Annotated in this window: 12 protein-coding genes and 1 tRNA gene; 7 read left to right on the forward strand and 6 right to left on the reverse strand. The window is 72.0% G+C overall.

Features of this window, described 5'->3' with window-relative positions:
- Positions 1 to 163: 163 nt before the first annotated feature.
- Positions 164 to 1,675 carry an MFS transporter gene (locus ACFV8H_RS26190; RefSeq protein ID WP_380404338.1) on the forward strand — a complete coding sequence of 504 codons (1,512 nt, stop codon included), beginning with the start codon at positions 164 to 166 and terminating at the stop codon, positions 1,673 to 1,675.
- Positions 1,676 to 1,806: 131 nt separating this feature from the next.
- Here the strand turns inward: ACFV8H_RS26190 and ACFV8H_RS26195 are convergent, their stop codons facing one another.
- Complete coding sequence (locus tag ACFV8H_RS26195; RefSeq protein ID WP_380404340.1) at positions 1,807 to 2,358, reverse strand: GNAT family N-acetyltransferase; 552 nt, start codon at positions 2,356 to 2,358, stop codon at positions 1,807 to 1,809.
- A 134-nt stretch (positions 2,359 to 2,492) separates the two neighbouring features.
- On the opposite strand from ACFV8H_RS26195, the gene ACFV8H_RS26200 reads away from it, so the two are divergent.
- Positions 2,493 to 3,104 (forward strand): TetR/AcrR family transcriptional regulator, encoded by a 612-nt coding sequence (locus ACFV8H_RS26200; protein ID WP_380404343.1) that lies wholly within the window; start codon positions 2,493 to 2,495, stop codon positions 3,102 to 3,104.
- Between the two features lie 305 nt (positions 3,105 to 3,409).
- Here ACFV8H_RS26200 and ACFV8H_RS26205 read toward each other — a convergent pair.
- Positions 3,410 to 3,485 (reverse strand) — tRNA-Arg (locus ACFV8H_RS26205).
- 645 nt (positions 3,486 to 4,130) lie between these two features.
- Here ACFV8H_RS26205 and ACFV8H_RS26210 point away from each other — a divergent pair.
- The 5 genes from ACFV8H_RS26210 (at position 4,131) to ACFV8H_RS26230 (ending at position 9,775) form a co-directional block, all read left to right on the forward strand.
- Positions 4,131 to 4,715, forward strand: a complete 585-nt coding sequence (locus ACFV8H_RS26210; protein WP_380404346.1) for a single-stranded DNA-binding protein — start codon at positions 4,131 to 4,133, stop codon at positions 4,713 to 4,715.
- A 356-nt stretch (positions 4,716 to 5,071) separates the two neighbouring features.
- The gene (locus ACFV8H_RS26215; RefSeq protein WP_380404349.1) at positions 5,072 to 6,511 is read left to right on the forward strand and encodes a Cys-Gln thioester bond-forming surface protein; all 1,440 of its coding nucleotides are present in this window, start codon (positions 5,072 to 5,074) and stop codon (positions 6,509 to 6,511) included.
- A gap of 313 nt (positions 6,512 to 6,824) precedes the next feature.
- A complete protein-coding gene (gene ettA / locus ACFV8H_RS26220; protein WP_375896271.1) occupies positions 6,825 to 8,489 on the forward strand; it encodes an energy-dependent translational throttle protein EttA in 1,665 nt (554 codons plus the stop codon).
- A gap of 110 nt (positions 8,490 to 8,599) precedes the next feature.
- A complete protein-coding gene (locus ACFV8H_RS26225; protein WP_360242622.1) occupies positions 8,600 to 9,043 on the forward strand; it encodes a thioesterase family protein in 444 nt (147 codons plus the stop codon).
- A gap of 39 nt (positions 9,044 to 9,082) precedes the next feature.
- Entirely contained in the window at positions 9,083 to 9,775 is a 693-nt protein-coding gene (locus ACFV8H_RS26230) for a hypothetical protein (RefSeq protein ID WP_380404352.1), read from the forward strand.
- Positions 9,776 to 9,803: 28 nt separating this feature from the next.
- Here ACFV8H_RS26230 and ACFV8H_RS26235 read toward each other — a convergent pair whose 3' ends face one another.
- From ACFV8H_RS26235 to ACFV8H_RS26250, 4 genes are all read right to left on the reverse strand, one after another.
- Entirely contained in the window at positions 9,804 to 10,208 is a 405-nt protein-coding gene (locus ACFV8H_RS26235) for a globin (protein WP_375896264.1), read from the reverse strand.
- 94 nt (positions 10,209 to 10,302) lie between these two features.
- On the reverse strand, positions 10,303 to 11,445 hold the full coding sequence (locus ACFV8H_RS26240; RefSeq protein WP_380404355.1) for an ABC transporter permease: 1,143 nt from the start codon (positions 11,443 to 11,445) through the stop codon (positions 10,303 to 10,305).
- Complete coding sequence (locus ACFV8H_RS26245; RefSeq protein ID WP_380404358.1) at positions 11,442 to 12,359, reverse strand: ABC transporter ATP-binding protein; 918 nt, start codon at positions 12,357 to 12,359, stop codon at positions 11,442 to 11,444. The genes ACFV8H_RS26240 and ACFV8H_RS26245 overlap by 4 nt, the downstream gene beginning before the upstream one ends.
- 157 nt (positions 12,360 to 12,516) lie before the next feature.
- Entirely contained in the window at positions 12,517 to 13,698 is a 1,182-nt protein-coding gene (locus ACFV8H_RS26250; protein WP_380404361.1) for an FHA domain-containing protein, read from the reverse strand.
- Positions 13,699 to 13,733: the final 35 nt, after the last annotated feature.

Genomic DNA, 13,733 nt, shown 5'->3' on the forward strand with positions numbered 1-13,733 from the left:
GCCGAGCCCGCCGGACCGCACCGGTCGGGGCCGACTCCACACACCCCGGGGGGACTCTCCGATGGCACCCGCAGCCCCGCACACACCCGCAGCCCCGCACACACCCGCAGCTCCGCACGCACCCACAGCCCCGCACGCACCCGGCCAGGCCGGATCCACCCTGATGACCACCGCCCAGCGCCAACTCGGCATGCTGCTCTGCCTGGTGACGATCGTGCTGGCCGTGCTCGACTCCAACATCGTCTCGGCGGCCACCGTGCCGATCGTCCGCGACCTCGACCCGGTCCACGGCGTCGACCGGCTGCCCTGGCTGTTCAGCGCCTTCTCGCTGGCGGCCACCGCGCTGCTCCCGCTCTACGGCAGGCTCTGCGACGTGTACGGCGCCAAGCGGGTGCTGCTCGGCGCGGTCGGCACCTTCCTGTTCGGCTCGGTGCTCTGCGGCGCCGCGCAGTCGATGAGCGAGCTGATCGCCTTCCGGGCCGTCCAGGGCATCGGCGGCGGCGGACTGATGAGCGTGACCATGGTGGTGATGGCCCAGCTCCAGGACCCGGAGGAGCGCAAGGGCGGCAAGGGCGGCGCGATGGGCGGCATCGTCGCCGGGCTCGGCATGGCGGTCGGCCCGCTGGTCGGGGCGCTGTTCACCGACCACCTCGGCTGGCGCTGGATCTTCTACTTCAACGTGCCGCTCGGCCTGCTCGTGCTGGTCGGCGTCGCCCTGGTGATCAAGCTGCCGCGCGGCCTCGGCGGGCGCGGCCTGGACTTCCTCGGCGCCACCCTGGCCGCCGCCTTCGCCACCGGGCTGCTGCTGGTCACCGAGTGGGGCGGCAAGGACTACGCCTGGACGTCCCCGGTGATCCTCGGGCTCTCCGCCGCCACGCTGGCCTCGCTCGGGCTCTTCCTGTGGCGCCAGGCCACCGCCGCCGAGCCGGTGCTCCCGCTCTCGCTGTTCCGGATCCCGGTGGTGCGGATCGGCTTCGCGGTCCAGGGCCTGGTCGGGATGGGCATGATGGGCGCGATCGTCTACGTGATGATCTACCTGCAGATCGCCCGGGGGATCGCCCCGACCACGGCCAGCCTCTACCTGATGCCGATGGCCGCCGGGATGACCGGCGTCGGCCTGCTCGCCACCCGGCTGATCGCCCGCGGCCACCGGCCGCGCACCTTCCTGATCCTCGGCTCGGGCGTCTCGGTGCTCGGCCTGGCCCTGCTCGGGCTCAGCGGCCCGGACACCCCGCTGTGGGCGGTGGGCTCCGAACTCGCCCTGCTGGGTGCCGGGTTCGGGCAGCTGATCGGGCAGCTGATCACCATGGTGCAGGACACCGCCCCGCGCGAGCAGCTCGGTGTCGCCACCACCGGCGTCCGGTTCTTCCAGACCCTCGGCAACGCGCTCGGCGCGGCGCTCTTCGGCACGGTGCTGACCCGGGTGTTCGAGGCCGGCGAGCCCGGACGCTCCCTCTCCTCGATGCGCACGCTGACCGGCGCGGCCCGGGAGCACGCACTGCGGAGCTTCACGGACGCCGTGGACGTGGTCTTCCTGTCGGCGGGCGGGGTGATGGTCCTGGTGCTGCTGCTGGCGCTGCGGCTGCGCACGACGGAGCCGGCGGCGGCGGAGGTGGAGGCCGCAGGGGCTGCGGAGGCTCCCGCGGCGGCCGAGGGTTCGGTGCTGGCGGCCTGAGCGGGGCCGCCGGGGCCCGGCGGAGCCAGGCGGGGGAGGACGGCGGAGCGGGGCTCGGTGGACCCACGGGGGTGTCCACCGGGCCCCGCTGCGGCTTTCCCGCACCGGGCGCCGAGGGGGCCGGCGGGCCGTCAGGCCTCGGTGACGGTGTGCTCCGAGGCCAGGACCGCCCAGATCTCCTTGTCGTGGCGGACGCCGTTGTGCAGGAACCACTCCCGCAGCACGCCCTCCCGCTGCATCCCGACCCGCTGGGCCACCGCCCGGCTGCGGGCGTTGGCGGCCGAGCACCACCACTCGGCGCGGTGCAGGCCGCGGGTGGTGAAGGCGTAGTCGAGCAGCCGGCGGACGGCGGCGGTGATCAGCCCGCCGCCCTCGCCGGCCGGCTCGGTCCAGGCGCCGATCTCGCAGTTGCCGCTCCGGGTGTCGAAGTGCACGAACATCACGCCGCCGACCAGCGTGCCGTCGCGCCAGATGCCGTAGATCCGGCTGGAGTCGGCGGCCTGGCCGTCGGCGTAGCGCTGGAGGGTGGCGCGGGCCGAGTCCAGGTCGGTGGTGCGGGTGGCCCACGGGATCCACGGGTCGGTGTGGGCGCGGGCGCGGTCGATGTGGGCCAGGAACTCGGGGGCCTGCCAGGGCTCCAGCGGGCGCAGTTCGGCGTTCTCGGTGAGCGGGACGGAATACACGGGCGGGCCTCTCGGGGCGGTGCGACGGGGTGCGCGCGGCGGGTGCGGGGCGGGTGTGGGGCGGGAGTGGGGGAGGGTGTGCGTGGGCCGTTCGGATCATTCATAACAAACGTTTGGTATGTACGATAGCCCCCATGACGCCAGCCCGTGGAGACCATGACGCCCGCCGTTCGGAAGTCTCCGAGGGGGTGTGGCGGGTGCTCTCCGCCAAGGGCTTCGAGGGGCTGACCCTGCGCGCGGTGGCGGCGGAACTGGGCGCCTCCACCGGGCTGTTGACGCACTACTTCCCGAACAAGCGGGCGCTGCTGAGCCACGCCCTGGAGGAGCTCGACCGCCGCTCCGCCGCCCGGCCCCGCCGGCTGGCGCCCGCCGACGGCACCCCGCCGCCGCCCGAGGGACTGGCCCGCCTGCGGGCCGCACTGCTCGACGTGCTGCCGCTGGACGAGGCCACCGAGTCCGGCAACCGGATCTGGGTCAGCTCCTGGGACGTCGCCCTGGCGGACCCGGAACTGGCGGCCGCGCACGCGGGGCGCTACGCCCGGTCACGGGTGGCGCTCACGGGGCACGTGGCGGACGCCCAGCGGCTCGGCGAGCTCCCGGCCGGCGCCGATCCCGCCGGGCTCGCGGCGGGCGCGCAGGCCTTCGTGCTGGGGCTGGTGGTGCAGTCGCTGTTCGCCCCGGCGGAGTTCCCGGCGCAGCGGCAGATCGCGCTGCTCGACGCCTATCTGACGGGACTGGCCGGTTAGGGCCCTCCCGGCCTGCGGCAGTTCAGCCGCGGTTCGGTCGCGAGCCGGGTTCCGGCCCCGGGGAGAGGCGTCCCGGGCGCCTCTGTCCGGCTTTTGTCGGATTTCGCCGGTCGGCCGTTCGGGCGGCTGTTTCGTTCAAGGGTGGGGGATTCGCCCGGAATTCCGGTTTTCCGCCCGGCCGGCTTTCGCGGCGGTCATGACACGCATTGTCACGGGTTATGTGCGGTGGGTGCTGGATTACCCGGAGGTGATAAACGGCCACGGAAAGTACTCACGGGCGCGATGGCCTGCGGAAATTCGCAGGGTGGCGCCCCCAGCAGGATTCGAACCTGCGACCTACCGCTTAGAAGGCGGGTGCTCTATCCGCTGAGCTATGGGGGCGGGACGGACGGCGCCCTGGCGGGCGTGACCGTGGCCGGGATCGGGCGACGAGCGCTGGGCGCGCACGTTGTCCGGCCCCGTACCTGAGGGTGGGGGTGGGGGTTGGTGGGCCCTCGCCCTGTCGGGGACAGGATAAGGGTGTCCAGTTCCTCGGCCGGGTGTGACGACACCGTCGTTGGTGTGTCGGTTCGGTGGAGCGGTCCGATAATCGCAGGTGGAGACCGTGTGTGCAGCGGTCTGGGACAGTTCCGGGCCGGACGTTGTGCAGTCGTTACGGGGCTGCCTCCCCACCCGTTATGGATTCGACACGGAGAATGTCCCGCCGCCGGTGCGGGTGGGGGGTCCTATTCGGCGCGCTCCGGCGTGATGACGTGCGCGGACGGCCCGGCCCGGGTGTTCCGCCGTGCTGCGGGGGTGGCCGCGATCTGGCCGTTTGTTGTCATGACCGCGAAGAGATGGTACCCGAGCGGTGTGCGAAGGCCGAAATTCACCCCTGTGAGTGACGGCCGTTTTTCACCCTGCCGATCGGCCTACTAGTTGTCCACAGGATTTCGGAACCGGGTGGTCGTGATTTCTTCCGGGACGCACTCTGAACTCGCACCGCTCGATTCCGTACGGTGCGTCGGCGAGAACGGGGAGTGCGCTGTGAACGAGGTTCAGGTGACGGTGCTCGGCAATGTCGCGACCGAGGTGCGCTACGGGGAAACCGCCGGCGGGGTGCCGATGGCGGACTTCCTCCTCGGCTGCACCGAGCGGCGGTACGACCGCGAGCGCGCCTGCTGGGCGGACGGCGGGACGCAGTGGCTGAGGGTGACGGCCTGGCGGGCGCTCGCGGTGAACCTGATCGGCTCGCTGGCCAAGGGCGAGCCGGTGCTGGTGACGGGTCGGCTGCGGGTGCGGGAGTGGACGGAAGGGGAGGTGAAGCACAGTCGGGTCGAGATCGACGCCCGGTCGATCGGACACGACCTCACCCGGGGTACCACGGCGTTCCGTTGGGCGGCGGGTGTGCGCGGGCAGCCGCCGGGCGCGGCGGAGCCGCCCGGCGTGAAGCCCGCGGGCGAGCCGGTGCCGGGGTGGATCGTCGACGCACTGGAGTCGCGCCGGGCTTCGGCGGTGGCCGCGGCGCCCGCTCGGCCGGAGCCGCCGCCGGGTGCGCGGGCGGTGACGGGGCAGCAGGGCGAGGTGTCCGAGGGGGAGCGGGGAGGTGAAGACCGAGCGCTGCTGGGCTGACCGGTCGGTGACCTTCCCTGTCGACAAATATGTTGATCGAGAACGTCGTTGCGCCCGCACGCGCAATCTCGTCCGGATAACGGAAAGTCGCGCAACGATTCTGTCGGTACGTCAGCTTGTGTGGGATCTGAGGGGGTTGATAACGATCCAGATACGGAATCGTCCTGATTTCGCATGGGGGTTTCGGGGCCTCCGGGGCTCAATAGGATTCACTTTGGTTCACACCCGCAGCAGTGCCACAGGGGGCACGCGCGGCACGGCAAGTCGGCGGGCTGCCCACTCGGTGCAAGCCCGCTCCGGAGGGATCCCAGATGTTCAAGCGGCAGGGGCGGAATCTGTCCCGCATAACCACTGTCATGCTCACGACCAGCATCGGGCTGGGCGGAGGACTGTTCGCGGCCGGTGCGGCGGTCGCGGCCGACGCCCCCGCGTCGGGCGTGACCGCGATCGTCCAGCCGGACATGTTCGGCGAGCGGGTCGACGTCCAGGGCAAGGACAGCGTCGACGCGGGCCTGTTCACCCTCAAGACGGCCTCCGGTGAGCTGCTGCAGACCTACTGCATCGACTTCGACAACCCGGTGTACCTGGACAGCAAGGCCAAGTACCACGAGGCCGACTGGTCCGCGAGCTCCCTCAACGGCAACGCGAACGCCCCCAAGATCCGCTGGATCCTGGAGAACTCGTACCCGCAGGTGCCGATCGACGCCCTGCGCAAGGCGATCGGCGACTCCGAGCTCTCGGAGAAGGACGCCGCCGCGGGCACCCAGTCCGCGATCTGGAAGTTCTCGGACAACAAGACCGCGACCCCGCGCAACGAGCACGCCAAGAAGCTGCGCGACTACCTGACGGGCGACGCCAACAAGGGCGTCGCGGCCGAGCCGAAGCCCTCGCTGACCCTCACCCCGGACTCCGTCTCCGGCAAGTCCGGCGCCAAGCTCGGCCCGTTCGTGCTGAACACCAGCGCCAACGAGGTCAAGCTCGCCGTCTCCGGCGACGCCGCCGACAAGATCAAGGTGCTGGACAAGGACGGCAAGCCGGTCAACGGCACGCTGGCCGGCCCGGTCGCCAAGGACACCCAGCTGTTCCTGGACGTCCCCGGCGGCACCCCGGACGGCAAGGCCGTGCTCAAGGCCACCGCCGACACCACCGTCCTCAGCGGCCGGGTCTTCATGAGCGGCCTGGACGACCAGGGCAACCACAGCCAGACCATGATCCTGGCCGGCTCCAAGAAGCTCAGCGTCGCGGCCGCGGGCCAGGCCACCTGGAAGCAGGGCCAGGGCGCGATCGTCGACAGCTCCGCCAAGGAGGAGTGCGCCAACGGCGGCGTGCGCGTCTCCGTCACCAACACCGGCGACCAGCCGGCCGAGGTGACCGTGCAGCCGGGCCAGAAGGTCACCGTGCAGCCCGGCAAGACCGAGACCGTGCTGGTCAAGGTCGCCGAGAAGACCAAGTACGACATCACCGTCACCGGCCCGAACGGCTACTCCAAGAAGTTCACCGGGGTCCTCGACTGCAAGACCGGCGTGACCCCGACCGGTACCCCGACCACCCCGACCGGCACCGGCACCACCACCGCGACCCCCTCGGGCACCCCCTCGGGCACCCCGAGCTCCGGTGCCGCCCACCCGGCCCCGTCGACCACCAGCGCCGCCCCGGGTACCGGTGGCCTGGCCCAGACCGGTGCCAATGACTCCACCCCGATCCTCGCCGCCGTCGCCGGTGGCCTGGTCGTGGCCGGTGGCGCCGCGGTCTTCGTCCTGCGCCGCCGTGGCCGTCACGGTCGCACCACCGCCTGAACCGCCTGAACCGTCTGAAACGGTCCGAACCGCCTGAGCGGTGCTCCGGGAGGCGCTGACCTCCCGGGGCCCCGAACGAGCGGAGCCCGGCCCGGCTCCCCGCACCAGCTGCGGGGAGCCGGGCCGTCGCGTTTCCCGGCCCGCGCCCGGCCCGGGCCCGGTGCGCGCGCCCCGGGCGCGGACACCCCCGGGGCGAACATCCCGGCGCGGATACCCCGGTGGGGTCACCCCGGCGGTTCGGGGCTCCCGGCCGGGTGCGGCACAATGGAACGCTGCAAGACGAATACTCCCGACGACGCCGGAGCGATCTCACGTGGCGGAATACATCTACACGATGCGCAAGGTGCGCAAGGCGCACGGAGACAAGGTCATCCTTGACGACGTGACGCTCAGCTTCCTCCCCGGGGCGAAGATCGGCGTCGTGGGCCCCAACGGTGCCGGTAAGTCCACCGTGCTGAAGATGATGGCCGGCCTGGAGCACCCCTCCAACGGCGACGCCTTCCTCTCGCCCGGCTTCACCGTCGGCATGCTCCTCCAGGAGCCCCCGCTCGACGAGACCAAGACGGTCCTGGAGAACGTCCAGGACGGCGTCAAGGAGATCAAGGGCAAGCTCGACCGCTTCAACGAGATCGCCGAGCTGATGGCGACCGACTACTCGGACGCCCTGCTCGAGGAGATGGGCAAGCTCCAGGAGGAGCTGGACCACGCCGAGGCCTGGGACCTGGACGCCCAGCTGGAGCAGGCCATGGACGCCCTGGGCTGCCCGCCCGGCGACTGGGCCGTCACCAAGCTCTCCGGTGGCGAGAAGCGCCGCGTGGCGCTCTGCAAGCTGCTGCTGGAGGCCCCCGACCTGCTGCTGCTCGACGAGCCCACCAACCACCTCGACGCCGAGTCGGTGAACTGGCTGGAGCAGCACCTGGCCAAGTACAAGGGCACCGTCGTGGCCGTCACCCACGACCGGTACTTCCTCGACCACGTGGCCGAGTGGATCCTGGAGCTCGACCGCGGCCGCGCCTACCCGTACGAGGGCAACTACTCCACCTACCTGGAGACCAAGCAGTCCCGTCTCAAGGTCGAGGGGCAGAAGGACGCCAAGCGCGCCAAGCGCCTCAAGGAAGAGCTGGAGTGGGTCCGCTCCAACGCCAAGGGCCGCCAGGCCAAGTCCAAGGCCCGCCTCGCCCGTTACGAGGAGATGGCGGCCGAGGCCGACAAGATGCGGAAGCTGGACTTCGAGGAGATCCAGATCCCGCCGGGCCCGCGCCTGGGCAGCGTCGTCATCGAGGTCGAGAACCTCAACAAGGCCTTCGGCGAGAAGGTCCTGATCGACGACCTCAGCTTCACCCTGCCGCGCAACGGCATCGTCGGCATCATCGGCCCGAACGGCGCCGGCAAGACGACGCTGTTCAAGATGCTCCAGGACCTGGAGACCCCGGACTCCGGCAAGGTCAAGGTCGGCGAGACCGTCAAGATCAGCTACGTCGACCAGAGCCGCGCCAACATCGACCCGAAGAAGACCCTTTGGGAGGTCGTCTCCGACGGTCTGGACTGGATCAACGTCGGCCAGGTCGAGATGCCGTCCCGCGCCTACGTGTCGGCCTTCGGCTTCAAGGGTCCGGACCAGCAGAAGCCGGCCGGCGTGCTCTCCGGCGGTGAGCGCAACCGCCTGAACCTGGCGCTCACCCTCAAGCAGGGCGGCAACCTGCTGCTCCTCGACGAGCCCACCAACGACCTCGACGTCGAGACGCTCTCCTCGCTGGAGAACGCCCTGCTGGAGTTCCCCGGCTGCGCCGTGGTCATCTCCCACGACCGCTGGTTCCTGGACCGAGTGGCCACCCACATCCTCGCCTACGAGGGCGAGAGCAAGTGGTTCTGGTTCGAGGGCAACTTCGAGTCGTACGAGAAGAACAAGATCGAGCGACTGGGCGCCGACGCCGCCCGTCCGCACCGGGCCACGTACAAGAAGCTGACCCGAGGCTGACACCCAGCTGTCACAACGGCCCGGCAGACTGCCCCCCGGGGGCGGCCTGCCGGGCCGCGGCCCGTCACCGAGGTTCGGCGGCGGGCGACCGGACACCGAGGAGAACACCCGTGGCTCGCCACATCTACGCCTGCCCGCTGCGCTGGTCCGACATGGACGCCTTCGGGCACGTCAACAACGTGGTCTTCCTGCGCTACCTGGAGGAGGCCCGGATCGACTTCATGTTCACCCAGGCCGCCGAGGCCGGTGCCGGGGAGTTCGCGGGCGGCTCGGTGGTGGCCCGCCACGAGATCGACTACAAGCGCCCGCTGGTGCACCGGCCGGAGCCGGTCACCGTGGAGACCCGGGTGACGCACATCGGCAGCGCCTCGCTGACCGTCTCCTACGACATCAAGGACGTCCACGAGGACGGCTCCGAGACGGTGTACGTCCGGGCCTCCACCGTGGTGGTGCCCTACGACCTGGCCGCGGGCCGGCCGCGCCGGATCTCGCCGGTGGAGCGGGAGTTCCTCTCCCGGTTCATGGACGAGGCCCCGGTCGGCGCGGCAGTCTGAAAGTCCCTGGACCCCCGAACCGATTCGAGCTGAGCCGCGTTGACCGTCACCGCCCGCCTCGCCCTGACCGACACCCGTGAGGCCGCCGACCTCTCCGCCTTCCTGCTGCGCCTGCTGCGCTTCGACAAGGCGGCGGCCGTGCGGCTGCAGGCGGTCGACCCGGCCGCGGCGGACGGCGTGCTGGCGGTCTTCGGACGGCTGCCGCTGGGCGAGTCCGGCGTGCTGGCGATCCGCACCGCCCGGCTGGACGGCCTGGACGAGCCGGTGGACCTGACCGTCTCCGCGGGCCAGCTGCTGGACGGCGTGGACGCCGATTCGGGCGCCGTCGCGCTGCCCGCGCCGGTGACCGGCCCGGCCTGGGCCGGGCTGCTGCCGCCGCGGGTCGGCTGGCGGCCGGTCGGGACCCCGCCGGCGGCCGAGGTGTGCCGCGAACTGATGGCGGCGGTGGGGGAGTTCCGCGAGCGCAGTGAGGCCGTCCCGGCGCAGCACCGCACCCGCGCGGTGCTGGACCGGCTGGCGGACGAGGTGTGGTCCCGCCCGGTCTCGGTGCTGCCGGAGCTGCCGCTGCGCGCCGTGCACGCCTCGTACCGGATCGGTTTCCTGAGCCCCGAGGCGCCGCTCTCGGTGCACCGGGCGGGCGGCTGGCTGCGGTTGAGCTCCCCGGTGGGCTCGGTGGTGGTGCGGACCGCGGCCGCGCCGGGCGCGGGGCTGGGCCTCAGCCCGCTGCGCTGATCCTGCTGCGGTAGCGGCAGGCCTACGCTCAGCCCGGGGTGTTGATCATCGAGGCGGCGGCGTAGACCAGGTAGTCCAGCAGCTGCCGCTCGTGCTCGGCGGGCAGTTCCAGGCTCGCCACGGCGGCCCGCATGTGGGTGAGCCAGGCGTCGTGGGCGGCCTTGTCGACCTTGAACGGCGCGTGCCGCATCCGCAGCCGAGGGTGGCCGCGCCGGTCGCTGTAGGTGCGCGGGCCGCCCCAGTACTGCATCAGGAACAGCGCCATCCGCTCCTCGGCCGGGCCGAGGTCCTCCTCGGGGTACATCGGCCGCAGCAACTCGTCCTCGGCGATGCCCTCGTAGAAGCGGCGGGTCAGGCGCCGGAAGGTGTCCTCACCGCCGACCTGCTCGAAGAAGGTCTCCTCGCTGAACGTGCCTCGTCCGATCTCTGTCACCCGACCATGGTCGCAGACGCCGACGGGGCCGTACACCGGGACGAAAGGCGTACGACCCCGTCGGGCCTGAGTGGTCAGGGCAGTGCGCGGACGGCTACGCGTCCTCCCACTTGAACAGCTTCCAGGCGATGCCGGTGAACACGGCCGCGAAGAGCAGCAGTCCGCCCATGGCGGGCAGGGCGTCCATGACGCCGCCGCCGCGGGTCAGCACCGACTGGGCGGCCGACACCAGGTGCTTGAGCGGCATGACCTGGGAGACGGTCTTCAGCCAGTCCGGGGCGCCGTCCAGCGGGAAGAACGAGCCGGACAGGAAGGACATCGGCAGCACGATGAGCTGCGAGATGCCGTTCGCGGCCTCCTCGGTCTTGGCGACCGAACCGGCCAGCAGGCCGATCGACATGAAGGCGAGCGTCGCGCAGGCCACCAGCGGCAGGATCAGCCACCAGTTGCCGGTGAGCTTGAGCCCGAAGAAGCTCGTCGCGACGACCAGGAAGACGGTGGTCTGCAGGAAGGCGGTCACCAGCGAGACCGCGATCCGGGAGCTGACCACCGCGCCGGCGCTGATCGGGGCCAGTCGCAGGCGCCGCAGCACCTTGGACTTGCGCCAGTTGACCAGGGTCAGCGCGGCGCCGAAGACCGCGCCGGTGGCGACGGCCCAGCCGAGCAGGCCGGGGGTGAGGAACTGGATCGGCTTGAGCGACTGGTCCTCGACCTGCTGGGAGTCCAGCACGTAGGCGGCCGGCTGGTGGGTGGCGGCCTGGTTGGCGCTCTGGACGACCGAGTTGAGGATGCCCTGGACCGCGCCGGCCTTGACCTGGTCGGCGGCGGTGTAGCGGAGCTCCACCTTGCCGTCCGGGCCCTGGCTGATCATCGCGTCGAAGTCGCCCTTGCGGACCTTCTCCAGGGTGCCGGCCTCGTCGTCGGTCCTGGTGATGGTGAGGACCTTGTCCAGGCCGGCCCGTTCGTCGCCCTGGATCGAGTCGAACAGCTTGACCGCGCCGACCTGGGCGACCTTGGCGTGCGGGCTGGCGGAGCCCTTGGTGACGGAGCCGAAGAAGACCAGGAAGACCAGCGGGAACAGCAGGACGAAGAAGGTCGCGGTGCGGTCGCGCTTCATCCCGAGCAGCATCGCGCGGGACAGGCTCCAGAACGCGCTGACCCGCTCCCGCCCGTCGGCGGAGCCGGCCGAACCACCGCGCTGGGCGGGGACCTTCGGCTCGGTGGAGGTGCTGGTCATGCGCGGAACTCCCGTCCGGTCAGCTGGAGGAAGACGTCCTCCAGGGTGGCGCCGCGCACTTCGAGGCCGCGCAGCGCGTTCTGCTCGGCGAGGACGCTGAGCACCGGGGCGGGAAGGCGGGTGGAGACGGAGAGCGAGACGGTGTCGTCCTCCAGGTTGGCGACGTCGGCGCCGGCCGCGGCCAGCAGCTCGCGGGCCCGCTCGACCGGCAGCTGGCCGGAGGCCACGCTGATCCGGACGGTGTCGTCGATCTCGCGGATCAGCGCCGCCGGGGCGCCGGTGTGCAGGATCTTGCCGTGGTCCATGATCGAGACCCGGTCGCAGAGCACCTCGGCCTCGTCCAGGTAGTGGGTGGTCAGGACGACGGTGCGGCCCTCGGCGTTGATGTCCCGCAGCAGGTCCCAGAGGTTGCGGCGGGCCTGCGGGTCGAGGCCGGTGGTGGGCTCGTCCAGGAAGACGAGCTCCGGGTCGTGGGCCAGGGCGCAGGCGATCGACAGGCGCTGGGCCTGGCCGCCGGACATCTGGTCGGTGAGGGTCTCGGCCTTGTCCGAGAGCCCGACCCGCTCCAGCATCGCGTCGGCCCGCTTGGGGCCGACCCCGTAGAACGACGCGAAGGTGCGGATCGTCTCCCGGGCGGTCAGCTTCCGGAAGAAGGCGGAGGCCTGGAACTGCACGCCGATGCGCGGCAGCAGCTTCGGGTTGCGCGGCCAGGGGGCCATCCCCAGCAGCTCGACCCGGCCCTCGTCGGGCTTGCGGACCCCTTCCAGGATCTCCATGGTGGTGGTCTTCCCGGCCCCGTTGGGACCGAGGATCCCGTAGAACTCGCCGGCCTCGACGGTGAGCGACACCCCGTCGACGGCCTGCACATCCCCGTACCGCTGGCGGATGCCGTCAGCGGATATAGCAGCAGTCATGAGGCCAGAGAATAGGGCTCATGAGGCGTCTTGTGCACACCGGGGACGGGAATTTGTGGATTCCCTGAGGGAGGCACGGGAAAAGCCGGGCCGGGCGGAAAAACGAATTCCGCCCGGCCCGGCCGGAGTTATCCCTGACGTACGCTCAAAGCGCAGGTCAGGCGCGGTGCACCGTGATCGTCGTCCAGGCGCCGACGTGGATCCGGTCGCCGTCGCCCAGGGGGATGGCGGTGTTCGGGGAGATCGGTTCCTCGCCCCCGTTCACGGTGGTTCCGTTGGTCGATCCCTGGTCCACCAGCACCCAGCTGCCGTCCGCCTGTTCGGCGAGCAGCGCGTGCTGGTGCGAGGCGCCCGGGTCCTCCGGCGGCACCGACAGGTCGATCTCCGGGACGGTGCCCCGGTGCTGGCTGCGCCGGCCGATCCGCAGCTGGCCGCGGCCGGTCAGCGGGATGCGGCGCTCGGGGCAGTACGGCGGGAAGAACAGGCCGGCCGCCTCGGGGCCGCTGCGGGCCATCATGTCGGTGAAGTAGTCGCGGTCGGCCGAGACCACCGCGATCCAGTTGCTGCGCACCGGCCCGGCCGGGGTGGGCTCCGGCTGGGCGCCGGGCTGGGCCTGCGGCGGGGCCAGGTGGAAGGACGTGCCGAAGTCGCCGCCGCGGGTGTTCGGGCCGGGGCCGGCGGGCTGGGCGTACACCGGGCCGGAGTCCTCGCGGACCGGGGCCTCCGGGAAGGCGCCCTCCGGCGGCGGGTAGCCGTAGGTGTGGGGGTACTCCGGCTGCGGCTGGTACTCCGGGGCCTGCGGCTGGTGCTGCTGCGGGGCCTGCGGCTGGTACTCCGCGGCCTGCTGCTGGTGGGACTGGTGCTGCTGGTGCGGCTGCGGGGCCGGGGCTCCGCCGTAGGCCGCCGGGATGTTCAGCGGCGGGGGCTGGGCCGGGCCCGGCGAGGGCGCGCCGCCGGCCGGCGCCTGGCGGCCGGAGGGCGCGGACAGCTCGTAGTCGTAGCCGCACTCCTCGCAGAACCGCCCGGTCTGCGGGCTGCGGCAGATCGGGCAGACGGCCAGGCCCTCGGTGAGTCCGGGGCCGGCCGGCGGCGGGAAGGCACCGGGCGGCGGGTAGCCGCCGGGCGGTGGGAACGCCCCGGGCGGGGGCGGCGGGACGGCCCCCGGCGGGGGTGGCGGCGGCGTGCCGAAGGCCGCACCGCCGTGCTGCGGGTGTCCGGCGGGCGCGCCGGGGTGGCCCCCGTGGGCGCCGGGCGCCGGGACCGGCGGGGTCATCGGGAAGCCGCAGAAGTCGCACCAGTCCTCGGCCTGCGACTCGTGGCCCCTCGGGCAGATCGGCATCAGGTCCCCCTCGTTTCGGGCCGGTGCGGTGCGGC

The sequence above is a fragment of the Kitasatospora sp. NPDC059827 genome (assembly GCF_042731675.1).
Lineage (GTDB): Bacteria > Actinomycetota > Actinomycetes > Streptomycetales > Streptomycetaceae > Kitasatospora.